This window comes from Rhodococcus sp. GQ147, assembly GCF_059759155.1.
Genome location: NZ_JCAXDU010000011.1, coordinates 31,956 through 49,835 on the forward strand (window position 1 = coordinate 31,956; position 17,880 = coordinate 49,835).

Consider the following 17,880-nt stretch of genomic DNA (forward strand, 5'->3'; position numbering starts at 1 on the left):
GCGCAACAGTAGAACGAGTTTCAATTCCAGGTCAACGGGTGGTCTCCGCAGCCCTCCGTCAGCGCGGTGGCCGGTGTCCGCCGAGATCTGCGGTGATCGCATCCGCGACCGCCACGAGTGCCGCGCCGTACCGTTCGATCCCGGCGGCGTCCACTTCCCGCTCGAGGTGCAGCGTGAGCACGAGCGACTGGTGGCCGTCGGGATCGTAGGCCGGGGCGGCCACGAGGTTGACCGCCCGCTTCTCCCCCGCGGCGAAGGCGTCGGGCAGCAGCACGCGCTCGCCGGGGCTGGCCACGAGTTCCGCCAGCATCTCCCTCATCTCGGGCGCGAGGTCGTGCGAGACCACTCCCGCCATGAGCGCGTACAGGCGACGGCCGCCGGGAGTGAGGGACTCCGCCAGATAACCTGTCCGGCGACATTCGGTGACGATCCGCCACAGCTCGTCGCGGTCGACGGTCACGGGCAGGGTCGGCTCTCGCCGCAGCCACTGTTCGATGCGCTCGTCGGTGTCCCACAGCACGTACATCAGCCCCACCGGGGGCGCGAAGGGGTACACCTCCCCCACGCGTGCCGCCGCGGCCGTGCCGTGGCCACCGATGACGTCGAGCACCGCGATCCGGTCGCCGACGACCGCCGACGCAGAGCACATCACGGCGAACTCCTCGGAGAGGGCGGCGAGATGCCGGTGGGCGACCGGCCCGGACGCGAAGCCGCGCTGGGCTGCGCGTCCCGCGACGATCAGTGCCGGCCCGAGACCGTAGGTCTTGTCGACGGGGTCGCGGATCAGATAACCCGCGTCGGCGAGCACGGTGAGGATGCCCAAGCAGGTGGGCTTGCTCAGATCGAGTTCGCGCGCCAGTTCCGACAGTCCGAACCGGACGCCGGGTCGCGCGACGAGGTGGTCGAGGACCTGCACGACGCGTTCCGTGGGCGGCGACCGGCGGGCGGCTCCCGCCCCGGCGGTCGGCTTCCCGAGTGTCTCGGTCTCGCGACGAGCCATTGACCCTCCCTGGAACACGTTCTACTCTCGGCGCAACGGAAGACTACCGCAGCGGTACATATTTGGACCACAGGAGATCGTAGTGCTCACCGATCCGCTCACCGCGGCGATAGCCGAGGCCGAGAAGCTCGTCGCCACAGCCCCGCACATCCGCACCGAACAGGACCTCGTCGAGGGATACGGATATCTGGCGGGCGGGATCTCGGCGTGCGTCCACGCCACCTTCGCGTACAGCCGATCCCATCCGGTCTTCGTCACCGGCACCGGCCCCTACGCGAAGATGGGCCTCGACAATCCCGACACCCTGTACTGGGGCGCATCGATACGCGACGACGCCGAGTACGTCGTCGCCGGGCGCCGCGGCACGACCTGCGATCTCAGTTTCCAGGTGCTGGCCGGCAACTACACCGACGCCGAGGTGCCCGGCAACGTCACGGCCTTCGACGACCGCGCGTTGACCATCGCCGACGACGGCACCTTCCAGGTGCGGTTCGGACCCCGCCCACGAGACCCGGAACGTAACTACTTCCCGCTCGCGCCCGGCTCGTCGCAGCTCGTGGTCCGCGAGGTCTACAGCGACTGGACGCAGCGCCGCGGCATGCTGAGCATCCACCGGCTCGACAGTCTCGGCACCCCGGCACCCGAACCCACCCACCAGGACGCGGTCACCCGTTACGAACGCGCCGGTCGCGCACTGGTCTCGCGGGTGAAGACCTGGCTGCAGTTCCCCGAGTGGTTCTACCTGAAGCTGCCGGTGAACACGGTCACCGAGCCGCGCCGCACCCCAGGTGGTCTCGACACGCAGTACTCATCCGTCGGGCACTACGAACTCGGCGACGACGAGGCGATGGTCCTGACCCTCCCGGCGAGCGACGCGCCCTATCTGGGCTTCCAGATCGGCAGCCTCTGGTACATCTCCCTGGACTACATCCACCACCAGACCTCCCTGAACAACAGTCAGGCGCAGGTCGATCCCGACGGGATGGTCCGGATCGTGGTCTCGGCCCGCGATCCGGGGCTGACCAATTGGGTCGAGACCCTCGGCCGCAGCCGCGGGATCCTGCAGTTCCGCTGGCAGCGCCTCGATCGCGAACTCACCGCAGCCGACGGCCCGACCGCCGAGGTGGTGCCGTTCGACCGGCTCTCCGAGGTCCTGCCCTTCCACGATTCGAACCGCATCACTCCCGAGGCCTGGGCGCAGCGCATCGCGGACCGTCAGCGGGGCGTCGCCGATCGGATGCTCGCATGAGCGCGGCAGCGGGACTGCTCCGCGACCGCGTCGTCGTGATCTCCGGTGTCGGCCCGGGACTGGGGCGCACCCTCGCGCTGCGGTGCGCCGAACACGGCGCCGACGTGGTGCTCGCCGCCCGGACCCGGGAGCGGCTCGAGAAGGTTGCAGCGGAAGTCGAGAGCACGGGCCGCCGGGCCCTGGTCGTGCCCACCGACATCACCGACGACGAGTCCGCCGCCGCCCTTGTCGAGTCTGCGGTCTCGGAGTTCGGTGGTGTCGACGTGCTCGTCAACAACGCGTTCTCCGTTCCGTCGATGAAACTGTTGGCGCGCACCGACTTCCAGCAGATCCGGGACAGCGTGGAGCTCACCGTCCTCGGCGCGCTGCGGCTCACGCAGTTGTTCACCCCCGCCCTCGCCGAGTCGGCCGGCGCGGTGGTCAACATCAATTCGATGGTGCTGCGGCACTCCCAGGAACGTTACGGCAGTTACAAACTCGCGAAGTCGGCGTTGCTGGCGATGTCGCAGTCCCTGGCGACGGAACTCGGACCGCAGGGAATCCGGGTGAACTCCGTTGCACCGGGGCACATCTGGGGGCCGCTCCTGCAGGGGTACTTCGAACACCAGGCGGGAAAGTACGGCACCACCGTCGAACAGATCTACGAGCACACCGCCGCCGCCTCCGATCTGAAGCGTCTCCCGACCACCGAGGAAATCGCGGATGCGGTGATCTTCCTGGCCTCGTCGATGGCGTCGGCGATCACCGGCCAGTGCCTCGACGTCAACTGCGGCGAATACCACCACTGAACGGGAAAGCACATGAGCGAACGCACCACCGTCGGCAGCGTCGAGGATCTGCACGCTTCCGCGACCCGCCTGACGGGCCTGACCGATCTCGGCGACGACGACTACCGTGACGGGCTCGAGGTCCTGCTCGAGTCGTATGCGCGGGACGAGAAGCTCACCCCGCTCGGCAGCAAGATGTCACGGGTCTTCCTGCGCGGCGCCCTCGTGGCGCGGTTGCTGTCGGAATCTGCCTGGGCTGCCCATCCCGAGCACGCGGACGTCCCGGTCACCCGGCCGATCTTCGTCACCGGCCTGCCCCGTACCGGCACGACGGCACTGCACCGCCTACTCGCCGCGGATCCCGCCCATCAGGGGCTCGAGATGTGGCTGACCGAGATGCCGCAACCGCGACCTCCTCGCGAGACCTGGGCGGAGAATCCCGTCTTCGCCGGGATCGAGGCCGGATTCGCACAGCACCACGTCGAGCATCCCGAATTCATGGGTGTGCACTACATGTCGGCCGCCGAGGTCGAGGAATGCTGGCAGTTGCTGCGCCAGTCGTTCCGCTCGATCTCCTACGAGTGCCTGGCCCACCTGCCCACCTATTCGCAGTGGCTCGCGGAGCAGGACTGGACCGCGGCCTATGCCCGGCACCGGAGGAATCTGCAGCTCATCGGACTGCCGGACGCCGACAAGCGGTGGGTGCTCAAGAATCCCAGTCATCTGTTCGCACTGGACGAACTGCTCACGGTGTATCCGGACGCGCTCGTCGTCGTCACCCATCGAGATCCGCGCACCGTGATCCCGTCGGTGTGCAGCCTCGCGGCGCAGGCCACAGAGGGATGGTCCGACGCGTTCGTCGGTGAGACGATCGGGCGCAGCCAGCTCGACCTCTGGGCACGGGGTTTCGATCATTTCACCGAGGTGCGCCGCCGGCACGATCCCGCCCGTTTCGTCGACGTGGACTACCGGGATTTCGTCGCCGATCCACTCGGCACCGTCGGCGGCCTGTACGACCGGTTCGGTCTGCCGTTCACCGCGGAGGCCGAACGCGCGATGGCCGACCTGCACGAAGAAAGCCGCAGCGGGGCAAGGAAACCCGCGCACCGGTACACGCTCGAGGAGTTCGGGCTGAGTGTGGGCGAGGTCGACGAACGTTTCCGCGACTACGCGTACCGCTGAACCCGGCAGGAAAGGCACCGGAAACCGGTGTGCCCTGGCTACCTGCGCGTTCGTCCGTGGGATGATGGAGGCATGCCCGCACCACTCCCCCTCGACCCCATCGCCGAAGCCCACCGCCAGTGGACCGCCCACGGCTGGGGCGAAGTCGCGGACGGCATGGCCGCGGTCACCTCGGTGATGCGGGCACAGCAGATCATGATGGCGCGGGTCGAGGAGGTGCTCAAGCCCTTCGGCCTGACCTTCGCCCGCTACGAACTGCTCACGCTGCTGCATTTCACCAGGTCGGGAGCATTGCCGATGGCGAAGGCCAGCGCGCGCCTGCAGGTGCACCCCACCAGCGTCACCAATGCCGTCGACCGGCTCGAGAAGGCCGGACTGGTCCGGCGTACCCCGCATCCGAGCGATCGACGGGCCACACTCATCGAACTCACCGACGAGGGACGGGCATTGGCGATCCAGGCGACGGAGAAGCTCAACACGGAGGTCTTCGCCCGGCCCGGCATTCCGGAGGAGCACATCGACACACTGCTGCGCATCATCGCGACGATGCGGCACGACGCTGGCGACTTCGACACCGGCGGTGCGCCTTCCAAGTGGTGAGGCGCGAGAGATTGCCGAGAAACGAGGAGGGCCGCCCCGTCCGGGGCGGCCCTTCGTCGTGTACGGGTGGTGCGGATCAGGCGTGCTTGAACTCCGGCGCGCGCTTCTCGACGAAGGCCGCCATGCCTTCCTTCTGGTCGGCGGTGGCGAACGTCGAATGGAACACGCGGCGCTCGAACTTCACACCCTCGGCCAGCGTCGTCTCGAAGGACCGGTTGACGGCCTCCTTCGCCATGATCGCAACCGGCAGCGACATCGACGCGATGGTCGTCGCCGTCTCGAGCGCCACGTCGAACAGTTCGGCGGAGGGAACGATGCGCGAGACGAGTCCGGCGCGCTCGGCCTCCTCGGCGTCCATGTTGCGGCCGGTCAGGCACATGTCCATGGCCTTGGCCTTGCCCACGGCGCGGGTGAGACGCTGCGATCCGCCGATGCCCGGGATGACGCCGAGCTTGATCTCGGGCTGACCGAACTTGGCGGTGTCGGACGCGATGATGAAGTCGCACAGCATCGCCAGCTCGCAACCGCCACCGAGCGCGTAGCCCGACACCGCAGCGACGATCGGCTTGCGGACGGACGAGAGCCGATCCCACTGCGAGAACAGGTCTTCCGCGTAGACCTCGGCGAAGGTCTTCGGAGCCATCTCCTTGATGTCGGCGCCGGCGGCGAACGCCTTCTCCGAGCCGGTGAGCAGGATCGCACCGATCTCGTCGTCCGCGTCGAGTTCCTCGACGGCGGCGACGACCTCACGCATCAACTGGCTGTTGAGGGCGTTGAGCGCCTTCGGCCGGTTGAGGGTGACGATGCCGACGCGGCCTTTGCGGTCGAGCAGGATGGTCTCGAAATCGGTCACTGGCTGTCCTTCACGGTCGAGCGGTCTCGGATGTCGGTGATGATGGCGGAGAAGTCGAGTCCTCCACCACCCTCGGTGTTGAAACGATGGTAGAGCTCGGCTGCACGCAGTCCGAGTTCGGCCTCGACACCGTTGGCGCGCACCGCGTTCGCGGCCAGTCCGAGATCCTTGTCCATGAGCGCGGCCGCGAAGCCCGGCGTGTAGTCGTTGTTCGCGGGGGTGGTCGGGACGGGGCCCGGCACCGGGCAGTTGCTCGTCAGCGCCCAGCACTGACCGGACGCGTTGGACGCGACGTCGAACAGTGCCTGGTTGTCGAGGCCCAGCTTCTCACCGAGGACGAATGCCTCGCTGATGGCGATCATCGAGATGCCCAGGATCATGTTGTTGCAGATCTTCGCGGCCTGGCCGTTGCCCGACCCGCCGCAGTGGACGATCTTACGTCCCATGGCCTCGAGCAGCGGCTTCGCGGTGGCGAAGTCGTCCTCGCCGCCGCCGACCATGAACGCGAGGGTGCCTGCGGCGGCACCGGCGACACCGCCGGAGACCGGGGCGTCGACGGCACGGTGACCGGCCTTGCGTGCCTTGTCCGCCGCCGCGCGGGCATCGGCGACGTCGATGGTCGAGCTGTCGACGAACAACGTGTTCGCCTCGGCCGCAGGCAGGATCTCGTCGTACAGGTCGAGGACGAGCTTGCCGTTGGGCAGCATGGTGATCACGACCTGGGCGCCGCGCATCGCGTCGGTCGCGGCCTCGGCGACGGTGATGCCGTTCTTCGTGGCCTCTTCCTGCGCAGCGGGAACCGGGTCGTAACCGTTGACTGTGTACCCGGCGCGGACGAGGTTCGCGGCCATCGGCCCACCCATGTGTCCGAGGCCGAGGAAGGCGACGGTGGGAAGTTCACTCATCGGTCGTTCTCCTTGGGAGCGGCGAGCCCGAGTTCGAGATCGCCGAGCGGCTGGAAGTAGGCGTCGACGTCGGCCTCGGTGACATCGGCGAGGGTCGCCGGCGACCACTGCGGGTTGCGGTCCTTGTCGACGACCTGTGCGCGGATGCCCTCGACGAGGTCGTGCGACTTCAGCGAGGCGGTCGAGACCCGGAACTCCTCGTTCAGCACCTCTTCGAGGCTGCCGAGCTGCCGGGCGTGACGCAGCGAGCGGAGGGTCACCTTCAGCGCGACAGGCGATTTCGCGAGCACCTGGCCGGCGGTCTCCCGTGCCTCCGGAACATCGGAAGCCCGAAGGCGTTCGACGATCTCCTCGACGGTGTCGGCGGAGTACGCCGCGTCGATCCATTCGCGCTGCCCGAGCAGCGCCGATTCCGGTGCGGGCTGCGAGTATTCGGCGAGCGCGTCCTCGAGCGGGCCGGATTCGAGTGCGGCGACGAACTTGTCGAGCGACTCGGACGGCAGGTAGTGGTCGGCGAAGCCCAGGGTGACGGCGTCGCCGGCCTTCATCCGTCCGGTGGTCAGCGCGATGTGCGTGCCGATCTCGCCGGGGGTGCGCGAGAGCAGGTAGGTGCCGCCGACGTCGGGAACGAATCCGATTCCGGTCTCGGGCATCGCGATGCTCGAGCGTTCGGTGACGATCCGGACGTTGCCGTGCGCCGAGATCCCGACGCCGCCGCCCATGACGATGCCGTCCATGATCGCGATGTACGGCTTCGGGTAGCGACCGATGGCGGCGTTGAGGATGTACTCGTCGCGCCAGAAGTCCTGCGACCCCGTGCCGCCGTCCTTGGCGTCGTGGTAGATCGAGACGATGTCGCCGCCGGCGCACAGGCCGCGCTCACCGGCACCGCGCACCAGCACCGCACGCACCGAATCGTCGTTCTCCCACGCGCTCAGGGCCTTCGACATCTCGAGGACCATGGCGTGGTTGAGCGCGTTGATGGCCTTGGGTCGGTTGAGCGTGATACGGCCGATGCCGTCCTTCACGTCGATGAGGATCTCGGGTTCCTGCCCGGTCATGCCGCTCCGTTCTGCGCTGCGGCCACCACGCTCCGCGCGACGACCACCCGCATGATCTCGTTGGTTCCTTCCAGGATCTGATGCACGCGCAGGTCGCGGACGATCTTCTCGATCCCGTACTCGGCAAGGTAACCGTATCCGCCGTGCAACTGCAGCGCCTCGTTCGCGACCTCGAAACCGGTGTCGGTCGCGAAGCGCTTGGCCATCGCGCACAGCTCCACGACGTCGTCGGCGCCGCGGTCGAGCGCGTCGGCGGCACGCCACAGCATCGTGCGTGCGGCCTCGAGTTCGATCCGCATGTCGGCGAGGCGGAACTGCAGCGCCTGCGAGTCGAGCAGCCGCTCGCCGAATGCCTTGCGCTCGGCGAGGTAGGCGACCGCCCGGTCGAGGGCGGTCTGGCCGCCGCCCACCGAGCACGCGGCGATGTTGATGCGGCCGCCGTTGAGGCCGTGCATGGCGATCCGGAAGCCGCCGCCCTCGGTGCCGAGGAGGTTCTCGGCGGGCACGCGGGCGCCGTCGAGGATGACCTGGCGGGTGGGCTGCGCGTTCCAGCCCATCTTCTTCTCGTTGGCGCCGAAGGACAGCCCGGGGGTGTCCTTCGGGACGATGAACGCCGAGATGCCGCGGGCGCCGGTGTCGCCGGTGCGGGCCATGACCACGTAGACGTCGGACGTGCCGGCGCCGGAGATGAACTGCTTGACTCCGGTGAGCACGTACTCGTCGCCGTCACGAACGGCCTTGGTGCTCAGGGCCGCTGCGTCGGATCCGGCGCCCGGCTCGGTGAGGCAGTAGCTCGCGAGGTGCTCCATCGTGCAGAGCTTCGGGATCCACTGCTTGCGCTGGTCGTCGTTGCCGAACTTGTCGATCATCCACGTGACCATGTTGTGGATGGAGATGTAGGCGGCGATGGACGGGCAGCCCTTCGCGAGCTCCTCGAAGATGCGGACGGAGTCGAGGCGTCGCAGCCCCGATCCGCCCACGTCCTCGCGGACGTAGATCCCGCCCATGCCCAGTTCGGCGGCCTTGCGCAGCACGTCCACGGGGAAGTGCTTGCTCTGGTCCCATTCGACCGCGTTCGGGGCCAGATACTCGGTGGCGAAGTCGCGGGCGGTGTCGCGGATCGCCCGGTCGTCGTCGGTGAGAACGAACATCGATGGACCGCCTAGTTCATCGTCGGGATGACGAAGTGGTCGGTGTCGGCCACGTGCGCACCCTCGATGTCGCCTTCCTTGACACCGGACGGCCAGCGCTGCGTGACCGTCTTGGTCTTGGTGTAGAAGCGGAAGGCGTCGGGGCCGTGCTGGTTGAGGTCGCCGAAGCCGGAGGCCTTCCAGCCACCGAAGGTGTAGTACGCGATCGGAACGGGGATCGGGACGTTGATGCCGACCATGCCGACCTCGACGCGGGCCGCGAAGTCGCGGGCGGTGTCGCCGTCGCGGGTGAAGATCGCGACGCCGTTGCCGTACTCGTGCTCGGTGGGCAGGCGCAGGGCGTCCTCGTAGTCACGCGCACGCACCACGGTGAGCACGGGGCCGAAGATCTCCTCCTTGTAGATGGACATCTCGGGGGTGACCTTGTCGAACAGGGTTGCGCCGGAGAAGAAGCCGTTCTCGTGACCTTCGAGGACGAAGTCGCGGCCGTCGACGACCAGCTCGGCACCTTCCTCGACGCCCTGGGCGATGTAGCCGTGCACGCGGTCGCGGGCGGCAGCGGTCACGAGCGGACCGAAGTCGGCCTTCTCGTCGAAGCTGGTGCCGATACGCAGTTCGGCGATGCGCTCGGTGAGCTTGGCGACGAGGCGATCCGCGGTCTCCTCGCCCACGGGGACGGCCACGGACAGCGCCATGCAGCGCTCACCGGCCGAGCCGTAGGCGGCGCCGACGAGTGCGTCCGCGACCTGGTCGAGGTCGGCGTCGGGCATGACGATCGCGTGGTTCTTCGCACCACCGAAGCACTGTGCGCGCTTGCCGTTCTTCGCGGCCGTCTCGTAGATGTACTGCGCGATGGGGGTCGAACCGACGAAGCCGATCGCCTTGATGCGCGGGTCGTTGAGCAGGTAGTCGACGGCGCTCTTGTCGCCGTTGACGACGTTGAACACACCGGCGGGCAGGCCGGCCTCGAGGAACAGCTCGGCCAGACGGAGCGGCACGGAGGGGTCGCGCTCGGAAGGCTTGAGCACGAACGCGTTTCCGGCAGCGAGCGCCGGGCCGGCCTTCCACAGCGGGATCATGGCCGGGAAGTTGAACGGGGTGATCCCGGCGACGACGCCGAGGGGCTGACGCATCGAGTACACGTCGATTCCGCCGCCTGCGGACTCGGTGTACTCACCCTTGAGGAGATGCGGGGCGCCGATGGCGACCTCGATCACCTCGAGGCCGCGCTGGATGTCACCCTTCGCGTCGGGGACGGTCTTGCCGTGCTCGCTCGACAGCAGGTGGGCGAGCTCGTCCATGTTCTCCTGCACCAGGTACACGAACTTCATGAGCACGCGCACGCGCTTCTGAGGATTCCAGGACGCCCACACCTTCTGCGCCTCGGCGGCGTTGGCGATGACGGCGTCGACCTCGGAGTCGGCCGCGAGCGGCACGCGGGCCTGGACCTCTCCGGTGTTGGGGGCGAAGACGTCGGCGAAGCGGCCGGAGGTGCCGGCGACGTGCTGCCCGCCGACGAAGTGGGTCAATTCTCGAACGCTCATGTCCGATCCCGTCCTTTACTGGTGTGCGATGACGTGGGATGTGCGATTTTCGGCGCGAACGGGCGAAGGCCCGAAGTCTTCGCTCATCCTATAGTTGGAAGTCCACGTATGTCTACCGTCACACCGGACCGGATCGGCCGGCACCCCTCACGCACGGTCGATGCGCGAGGGGGTCGATGCTCGAGGGGCCGATATCAGCCCTCGGCGATCTGCTGCGCCTTCGCGTACGCCAGGTGCAGGAAGTCGGCTCCGGTCAACGCCGCGAACGAACCCGCCACCAGACGCGTGAGATTCGGAGCGTAGACGCGGCCGAAGACCATCGCCGTCACCGTCCACAGGTCGAGGCAGAAGGGGCAGGCCAGCAGTTCCCCGACGGCGTGACGGACCCGCGACGACTTGCGGGGCTGCTCCATCACCTCGGCCGGACCACCGGGGCCGTCGAACTTCGTGAACGGTGCGCGGACGGGACTGGTCACCGCCGCCTTGCTCACGATCCGGGAGACCTTGTGGCTCGCGAGCGCGGTCACCACGAGATCGCCGGCATCGGGCTTCGGCATCGGCCACCCGCGCTTTGCCGCGACGGCGCCGAGCGTGCCGACAGTGGTGAGGTACACGGACATGAGCACCGCATATCCACCGAGGGGTCGATCCTCCCCGTTCCGATAGGTGTCGGCCTCCTGCTGGACCGCATCGACCGCACGTTCGGCGTTCTCCCGCGCTGTCGACGATGCTTCCGGAGTCCGCATGAATCCTCCACTCGTGGCATGTGCTGTCGGTGGCGCGACCGGAGCCGTCACCTTCACGGGCGGCATACCCCGGGGACGGACGACACAACCACCGGCGACCGATCGAGGTCAACGCATGCGGCGGTAGAGATCCTCGAGGTCGATGATCCCCCGGATCACCACGGCTTCGTCGGTTCCGCCGGCCCGCAACGCGCGGCGCAGCAGCATCGGATCGAGGTCTTCGAGCGCGGGACGGAACCGCTCCGTGGGCAGCTCGGACAACTCGGTGTCGTCGCCGTAGAAGTCCCGCGCCGCGGCCACCTCTTCGTCGGCGCCCGCATCGTCGACGCCGCCGATCAGCGTCGCGAGGTCCACCCCGCGCAGGGTCAGGACCGCGAACGGTTGGTCGTCGACGTGTTCTGCGAGCAGGTAGGCGACGGCCGCGGCGTGCTTGCAGGGCCACCCGTCGTCGGGGCAGGTGCAGTCGAAGTCGAGTTCACCCGCGCGTCGCGGGAGGAGGGCCGATCCGAGTTCCTCGGGAAGGATGCCCGCCGCAAGTCGCGCCAGCATGCCCGGCGACGAGCGGACGAGCGAGACGAGGTCTCCCACCGCCTCCTCGTCGAGCGTGCGCACCCGCACCGCCGAGGTGAACGGGGTGAGTTGACTGCCCTGCACGTCGCCGACGGCCGCTCCGGGTTCGAGCCGCATGGAGATCACCTGGCCGGCGCGTGCATACGCACGGCCCCGCGTCAGTCGCCCCTTCTCGGCGACCTCCTCCATCGCCGAGATCAGTTCCTTCGACCACCAGCTGCGGCCGATCGAGCCCCGCTTGGTGCGCGCCTCGATGCCGCCGTCGATCCGGCGGGCCGTGCCGTAGCGGCGTACGTTGCCCCGTGCCATCTAGTCCCCCACCGCGTCGTCGCCGAGGGTGAGCAGGGAGTGCAGCTGATCGGTGGACAGCTCGGTGATCCAGTTCTCCCCTGCCCCGACCACAATCTCGGCCAGTTCCTGCTTGCCGGTGAGCATCTCGTCGATACGCTCCTCCACCGTTCCCACACAGACGAGCTTGCGGACCTGGACGTCGCGACGCTGCCCGATCCGGAACGCACGGTCGGTGGCCTGGTTCTCCACCGCCGGATTCCACCACCGGTCGAGATGCACGACGTGGTTGGCGGCGGTGAGGTTCAGTCCGGTGCCGCCCGCCTTGAGCGAGAGCACCATGATCGGCGGTCCGCCCTCGCTCTGGAAGCCGTCGACCATCGCGTCGCGCCGGCCCTTGGACACTCCCCCGTGCAGGAAGGGCACCGTCGTGGCGAACCGCTCCTCGAGATAGGGCACGACGAGCTCACCGAACTCGCGGAACTGCGTGAACAGCAACACCTTCTCGCCGTCGGCCAGCACCGACTCGACAATGTCCTCGACCAGGCCGAGTTTGCCCGAGCGGTGCCGTCCGCGACGCAGGACGGGCGAGCCGTCGCCCAGATAGTGCGCGGGGTGGTTGCACACCTGCTTGAGCCGGGTCAGCGCCGCGAGCACCGCGCCCTTGCGGGCCATGCCCTCCTTGTCCCGGATCCGGCGCATCATGTCGTCCACGACGGCCCGATACAGGGCGGCCTGCTCGGCCGTGAGGTTGGCGCGCACGGTCTGCTCGAACTTCTCGGGCAGATCGGAGATCACGTCGGGGTCGGTCTTGACGCGGCGCATCACGAACGGTGCGGACAGCGCCCGCAACCGCGCCGCAGCGACGGCGTCGTGGTCGCGCTCGATCGGCACCGCGAAGCGGGCCCGGAAGGACGCCGCGGTGCCGAGCAGGGACGGATTCGCGAAGTCCAGGATCGCGCGCAGTTCCTCGAGCCGGTTCTCCACCGGTGTGCCGGTGAGCGCGATCCGGTGCGCCGCGGGCACGGCGCGCGTGGCGCGGGACTGCGCGGTCGCGGTGTTCTTCACGTGCTGGGCCTCGTCGAGGACCACGCGTTGCCAGGTCAGCGTCGCGAGCTGCGCGACGTCGCGGGCGGCGATGGCGTACGTCGTCACCACGAGATCGTGGTCGGCGGCAGCGGCGGCGAGCGCCGGTCCGCTCAGCCGCTGGGCGCCGTGGTGGACGTGCACCCGCAGGTCGGGCACGAACCGTTCGGCCTCACGCTGCCAGTTGCCCACCACCGACATCGGGCAGACCAGCAGGGTCGGGGCGTTCCGCAGGCCCGACTCTCGTTCATGGGCGAGCAGCGCGAGCACCTGGATGGTCTTGCCCAGGCCCATGTCGTCGGCGAGCACGGCGCCGAGACCGAGCCGGCTCATGAACGCGAGCCAGTCGAGGCCGCGCTGCTGGTAGGGACGCAGTTCGGCGTTCAATCCCGCCGGCACGGGGACAGGCTCGGGGTGCGCCTGCCCGTCGAGCAGCATCTCGACCCAGCCGGAGGCGGAGATCTCGGTGACCTCCGCGGGCGGAGCATCGTCGCCGGTGAACTGGGCGAACAACGACCCGAGGGTCGCGTCCTCGGCGGAATGCGCGGTGACGTACCGGGCCGCGCGGGCCAGCGCCTCGGCATCGGCCCGCACCCATTTGCCGCGCAGTTTGACCAGGTCGCTGTTGGCCGCGACGAGCTCTTCCATCTCCGACGGGGTGAGCAGCATGTCGCCGACGGCGAGCTGCCATTCGTACGAGACGATCGCGTTCATCCCGACGACGCTGTCGTCGGCGCTCACGGGGGCGACGGGTGACTCGACCTGCAGACGCAGGGACGGATCGACCCGGGTCCAAGCGCGCGGTAGCAGCACCGCGATGCCTGCGGCGTCGAGCTCCCGGGCGCCGTGCTCGACGAGATCGACGACGACCGGGGTGGGCAGCAGAAGGTCGAGACTGTCGGGATCGCGGGGCACGTCCTGCAGGCGGGGATAGGCCTGGAGCGCGGTCCCGAGCTTGCGCACGCCGATCTGGAGCAGGTGCGGGTCGGTGTCCTCGACGGGCAGCGGCGTCGGGGACTGTCCCTCCGGACGCAGGCACACCTCGAGCCGCCAGATGGAGTCGGCTCCGACCCCGTCGTCGACGTCGTCCGGTTCGACGAGGCGCAGCACGAGGTCGGGTTCGTATCCGGCGAGGCTGGCGCGCCATTCCTCGAGCGCATCGGCCATGCGCTGGGTGCCACGGGGATGGGGACTGCCCTCGGCCAGTGCAGCGACGAGGGGGTGCAGCGAGGTCGACGAGCCGTGGAGGGTGCGCACGATGGGGTCGGTCAGTTCGCGGCACAGATCGTCGAGGAGATCGACGGGCCGTCCGAGCTGTCGTTGCGCGGGAGACATCGCGGCCGCGAGTTCGGCGGACCAGGCCCGCGTCTTCTCGCCGCCGAGCAGGCGCCACCGCGCCCACCACTGCTTCTCGACACGCACGAGCTCCGGTGCGACGCGGCCGGCCTGCGCCCACCTCTCGATGCCACGGGCGACGTGCGCGAGATATCGCAGATCGCCGCCGACACCCCCGGGACGCCGCGGCATGTCCAGCAGAAGCTCGGCTGCGTCCGCCGGTGCGACCGCGACGGCGGGCAGCGTGCTCGGCTCGGTCTCCGTAGGGAAGGTGAGGGTGACGCGATGGCGGAACGGGCGGTCGATCCACCGGCGCAGCGCAGACGGCAGCGCGTCGGGATCGGGCTCTGCGGCGGGGTCCCACCACAGCATCAGGCCGGATCCCGGTGACCACAGCCCGTGCAACATGCCCACTATCGTGCCAGCCGCACCCGACCCCGATGGCAGGCTGGGTCCCATGGCACGCGTATACGGCTTCGTGGAGTACGGCGGTCCGGAGACACAGCAGCTGTTCGACACCCCCGTCCCACCGCCCGGTCCGGGGCAGCTCCTCGTGGCAGTCCGGGCCGCGGGCGTGAACCCCGCCGACTGGAAGGTGCGGTCCGGACGGCGCACAGGCAGCGTCACGGTGCACTTCCCGGCGGTCCTCGGCCGGGAGGTCGCCGGTGTGGTGGAGGCCGCCGGTCCGGACACCGGCTTCCGGCCGGGCGACGCCGTCTTCGGGGCCGCCGCGGAGGGCTACGGCGGCTACGCCGAGTACACCCTCGTCGACGCGCGGGCTGCTGCGCTCGTGCCCGAGTCGGTGCCGTTCGAGGTGGCGGCGACCCTTCCGGTCGCGGCCGGAACGGCCTTCGACATCGTCGAGTATCTCGAGATCGTCGATGCGGACACCGTCCTCGTCCTGGGTGCCGGTGGTGGTGTCGGGTCGGCGACGACGCAGCTCGCGCACAACGCCGGCGCCGCCGTCCTCGGTGTGGCGAGTGCGGGGAAACGGGATCTCGTCGAATCGTGCGGCGGTCTGTGGATCGAGTCCGGTGACGGGTTCGACGCGCGGGTCGCGGCCACCGCGGAACGGTGCGGGGCGGTGACCGCGGTCGTCGACCTCGTCGGTGGCGACGTGCTCGAGCGGGCGGTCGCGCTGACGCGGGCACCGGAACGGGTCGTGAGTGTCGCCGATCCGGCACGCGCGGAGGAGCTGGGCGGTTCGGGAATCACGCGGCGACGGACCCGGGAGGTGTTCGAGCAGGTCGTGGCGCTCGTCGAGCGTGGTGTTCTGACGCCGCGCGTCGAGCGGACCTTTCCGCTCACCGAGGCCGGGGCTGCGCTGGAACTCGTCGAGTCCGGGCACGCCGGCGGGAAGATCGTCGTCACCGTGCCCTGAAGATCCTGTCGGCAGGGCATGTCAGGATCGCCGCGTGCGTGGGGGGAACGCGACGTGGTGGGTGGCGGCAGTGGTGGTCGCGGTGGCGGTGTCCTGGTTGTGGGACCGCACCGCGCCGGGGTCCGGGACGGTGCCGGGCAGCCCCACCCGAGCCGAGGTGCATCTCCTGCTCGAGCAGGTGACGGTGGTCGATCAGCGCCGGAAGGTTCCCGGCTATCAGCGGGGCTGCGGCGCGGGCGAGCGATGCGTGTTCGGTCCGGCCTGGTCCGACGACCATCCCGGGGCCGGTGGACACGACGGTTGCGACACCCGCAACAACGTCCTCGCGCGCGACCTCACCTCCCCCACCTTCCGGGCCGGCACCGACGACTGTGTCGTGACGAGCGGGGTCCTGAACGATCCGTACACCGGTGCGCGCGTGGAGTTCCGGCGTGCCGAGGCGAACGCCGTGCACATCGATCACATCTATCCGCTCGCCGCGGCCTGGGATCTCGGTGCCGCCGCATGGCCCGCCGAACGTCGACTCCGGTTCGCGAACGACATCACCTACAACCTCGTCGCTGTCGACGGGCAGGCCAACCTCGACAAGCGCGACGGCACGCCGGCCCAGTGGCTGCCACCGGCTCCCGGTTACCGCTGCTGGTTCGCCGGCCGGTACCTGACCGTGGCGGTGCGCTACGCGTTGCCGATCACGGTCGACGACCACCGTGCCTTGGTGGGCGCGGCGGAGTCGTGCCCGTGACATCATCGCGACCAGCAGTCTCCCCGCCTGGCAGATGCCGTTGACGGCGGAGATGACGAGGGCGGCGAGGGCGGGATCGGAATCGACCAGTCGCACCGCACGTTCGGGTCCGCAGTACATCGCCGGGGTGAACGCGTTGCGCGCTGCGGGCCGGTCGATGATGCACCAGACGATCGCGCCTTCCCGTTCGAATCTCAGTCCTCCTGCACCCAGATCGTCTCCCTTGCATCGGACAGTATCTTGTTCTTTGTTGTGAGAACAACGTGCTCTCCTGAGAAAATCTCTGTTTCCGAACATGTAGGGTCTACGGTGAGCAAATGCTCGAGCGCATCTCCAAGGACACCCGGCTGTGCATCTCGATGTCCGGCCGTCCCAGCAACATCGGCACCCGGTTCCACAACCATCTCTACGAGGAACTCGGCCTCGACTTCGTCTACAAGGCGTTCGCGCCCGCGAACATCGAGGACGCCGTGGCGGGGATACGCGGCCTGGGCATCCGCGGCGCCGGGGTGTCGATGCCGTTCAAGGAAGCCGTGCTGCCCCTCGTCGACGTGCTGCACGATTCGGCGCGGGCCATCGAGTCCGTGAACACGATCGTCAACGACGACGGCGTCCTGCACGCCTACAACACCGACTATCAGGCGGTGAGCGATCTGCTCGTCGAGCACCGCGTCGACTCCGCCCTCCCCGTCACGGTAGTGGGCAGCGGCGGCATGGCGAAGGCGGTGACAGCGGCGCTGCGCCACAACGGATTCACCGACGGAACGATCGTCGCGCGCAACGGGGACACCGGACGACCGCTCGCACGCAAGTACGGCTACGAATGGCGCGCCGACACGAGCGACGTCGCACCCGGGCTGATCGTCAACGCCACTCCGATCGGGATGGCGGGCGGCGCCGAAGCGGACGACCTGCCACTGCCCCACGACTTCGTGGCCGCAGCGTCGAGGGTCTTCGACGTCGTGGCCGTCCCGCCGGACACCCCACTCGTCCGATTCGCCCGCGAGCACGACATCCCTGTGATCACGGGCGACGAGGTCATCGCGCTGCAGGCGGCACTGCAGTTCGAGCTCTACACGGGAGTGACCCCGACGCGCGAGCAGGTGCGCCGCGCGTCGGAGTACTCCCGTTCCTGAACGGTCGGGACCGAGGAGGACTCGGCCGTCAGACGATATGGCCCTGTTCGAGACCGTCGAGCACCACGGCGGCGGCATCGACCGCGACGGTCATCTCGACGCGGGTGATGTCGTGCGTGGCGGGGGTTCTGCAGATCGAAGTTGTTGACCCACGCGGCCGTTCGCGCCGACTGGAACACGAACGTGGTGGTCTCGGTGTCGCCCCCCAGGTCGCCGACGAACCAGCCGGTGAAGAACGGGCCGAGGTCGACGCCGTAGGTCGCCTCGCACTCGCCGGCGATCAC

At 68.9% G+C, this 17,880-nt stretch carries 16 protein-coding genes; 7 read left to right on the forward strand and 9 right to left on the reverse strand.

From position 1 onward, the window contains the following. Positions 1-58: 58 nt before the first annotated feature. Positions 59-1,000 (reverse strand): IclR family transcriptional regulator, encoded by a 942-nt coding sequence (locus AC6CID_RS14080; protein WP_033097987.1) that lies wholly within the window; start codon positions 998-1,000, stop codon positions 59-61. Between the two features lie 82 nt (positions 1,001-1,082). On the opposite strand from AC6CID_RS14080, the gene AC6CID_RS14085 reads away from it, so the two are divergent. The 4 genes from AC6CID_RS14085 to AC6CID_RS14100 all read left to right on the forward strand — a co-directional run bounded on the left by AC6CID_RS14085 (position 1,083) and on the right by AC6CID_RS14100 (position 4,798). After that, positions 1,083-2,249 (forward strand): hypothetical protein, encoded by a 1,167-nt coding sequence (locus tag AC6CID_RS14085; RefSeq protein ID WP_498354096.1) that lies wholly within the window; start codon positions 1,083-1,085, stop codon positions 2,247-2,249. Beyond that, on the forward strand, positions 2,246-3,037 hold the full coding sequence (locus AC6CID_RS14090; RefSeq protein WP_498354097.1) for an SDR family oxidoreductase: 792 nt from the start codon (positions 2,246-2,248) through the stop codon (positions 3,035-3,037). Before AC6CID_RS14085 ends, AC6CID_RS14090 begins: the two co-directional genes overlap by 4 nt. Positions 3,038-3,049: 12 nt before the next feature. Then, positions 3,050-4,198 carry a sulfotransferase family protein gene (locus AC6CID_RS14095; protein WP_019288956.1) on the forward strand — a complete coding sequence of 383 codons (1,149 nt, stop codon included), beginning with the start codon at positions 3,050-3,052 and terminating at the stop codon, positions 4,196-4,198. A 72-nt stretch (positions 4,199-4,270) separates the two neighbouring features. Continuing rightward, the gene (locus AC6CID_RS14100) at positions 4,271-4,798 is read left to right on the forward strand and encodes a MarR family winged helix-turn-helix transcriptional regulator (RefSeq protein ID WP_006552564.1); all 528 of its coding nucleotides are present in this window, start codon (positions 4,271-4,273) and stop codon (positions 4,796-4,798) included. A gap of 76 nt (positions 4,799-4,874) precedes the next feature. On the opposite strand, the gene AC6CID_RS14105 is transcribed toward AC6CID_RS14100, so the two are convergent. The 8 genes from AC6CID_RS14105 to AC6CID_RS14140 all read right to left on the reverse strand — a co-directional run bounded on the left by AC6CID_RS14105 (position 4,875) and on the right by AC6CID_RS14140 (position 14,745). Then, positions 4,875-5,651 (reverse strand): enoyl-CoA hydratase, encoded by a 777-nt coding sequence (locus tag AC6CID_RS14105; protein ID WP_498354098.1) that lies wholly within the window; start codon positions 5,649-5,651, stop codon positions 4,875-4,877. Further along, positions 5,648-6,556 carry a 3-hydroxyisobutyrate dehydrogenase gene (gene mmsB / locus AC6CID_RS14110; RefSeq protein ID WP_498354099.1) on the reverse strand — a complete coding sequence of 303 codons (909 nt, stop codon included), beginning with the start codon at positions 6,554-6,556 and terminating at the stop codon, positions 5,648-5,650. The genes AC6CID_RS14105 and mmsB overlap by 4 nt, the downstream gene beginning before the upstream one ends. Further along, positions 6,553-7,617, reverse strand: coding sequence for an enoyl-CoA hydratase/isomerase family protein (locus tag AC6CID_RS14115; RefSeq protein ID WP_006552561.1), 1,065 nt, complete (start codon positions 7,615-7,617; stop codon positions 6,553-6,555). The genes mmsB and AC6CID_RS14115 overlap by 4 nt, the downstream gene beginning before the upstream one ends. Then, the gene (locus AC6CID_RS14120; RefSeq protein WP_088899327.1) at positions 7,614-8,768 is read right to left on the reverse strand and encodes an isobutyryl-CoA dehydrogenase; all 1,155 of its coding nucleotides are present in this window, start codon (positions 8,766-8,768) and stop codon (positions 7,614-7,616) included. The genes AC6CID_RS14115 and AC6CID_RS14120 overlap by 4 nt, the downstream gene beginning before the upstream one ends. Positions 8,769-8,779: 11 nt before the next feature. Continuing rightward, a complete protein-coding gene (locus tag AC6CID_RS14125; protein ID WP_120282091.1) occupies positions 8,780-10,312 on the reverse strand; it encodes a CoA-acylating methylmalonate-semialdehyde dehydrogenase in 1,533 nt (510 codons plus the stop codon). Between the two features lie 194 nt (positions 10,313-10,506). Beyond that, positions 10,507-11,058 carry a DUF1360 domain-containing protein gene (locus AC6CID_RS14130; RefSeq protein ID WP_498354100.1) on the reverse strand — a complete coding sequence of 184 codons (552 nt, stop codon included), beginning with the start codon at positions 11,056-11,058 and terminating at the stop codon, positions 10,507-10,509. Positions 11,059-11,166: 108 nt separating this feature from the next. After that, a complete protein-coding gene (locus AC6CID_RS14135; protein WP_006552557.1) occupies positions 11,167-11,937 on the reverse strand; it encodes an SWIM zinc finger family protein in 771 nt (256 codons plus the stop codon). After that, the gene (locus AC6CID_RS14140) at positions 11,938-14,745 is read right to left on the reverse strand and encodes a DEAD/DEAH box helicase (RefSeq protein WP_064061218.1); all 2,808 of its coding nucleotides are present in this window, start codon (positions 14,743-14,745) and stop codon (positions 11,938-11,940) included. 49 nt (positions 14,746-14,794) lie between these two features. Between AC6CID_RS14140 and AC6CID_RS14145 the strand changes: the two genes are divergently transcribed. The 3 genes from AC6CID_RS14145 to AC6CID_RS14155 all read left to right on the forward strand — a co-directional run bounded on the left by AC6CID_RS14145 (position 14,795) and on the right by AC6CID_RS14155 (position 17,596). Beyond that, positions 14,795-15,718, forward strand: coding sequence for an NADP-dependent oxidoreductase (locus AC6CID_RS14145; RefSeq protein WP_217579943.1), 924 nt, complete (start codon positions 14,795-14,797; stop codon positions 15,716-15,718). 70 nt (positions 15,719-15,788) lie between these two features. After that, the gene (locus tag AC6CID_RS14150) at positions 15,789-16,460 is read left to right on the forward strand and encodes an HNH endonuclease family protein (RefSeq protein WP_006552554.1); all 672 of its coding nucleotides are present in this window, start codon (positions 15,789-15,791) and stop codon (positions 16,458-16,460) included. A gap of 317 nt (positions 16,461-16,777) precedes the next feature. Beyond that, entirely contained in the window at positions 16,778-17,596 is an 819-nt protein-coding gene (locus tag AC6CID_RS14155; protein ID WP_217579944.1) for a shikimate 5-dehydrogenase, read from the forward strand. Positions 17,597-17,880 lie beyond the last annotated feature (284 nt).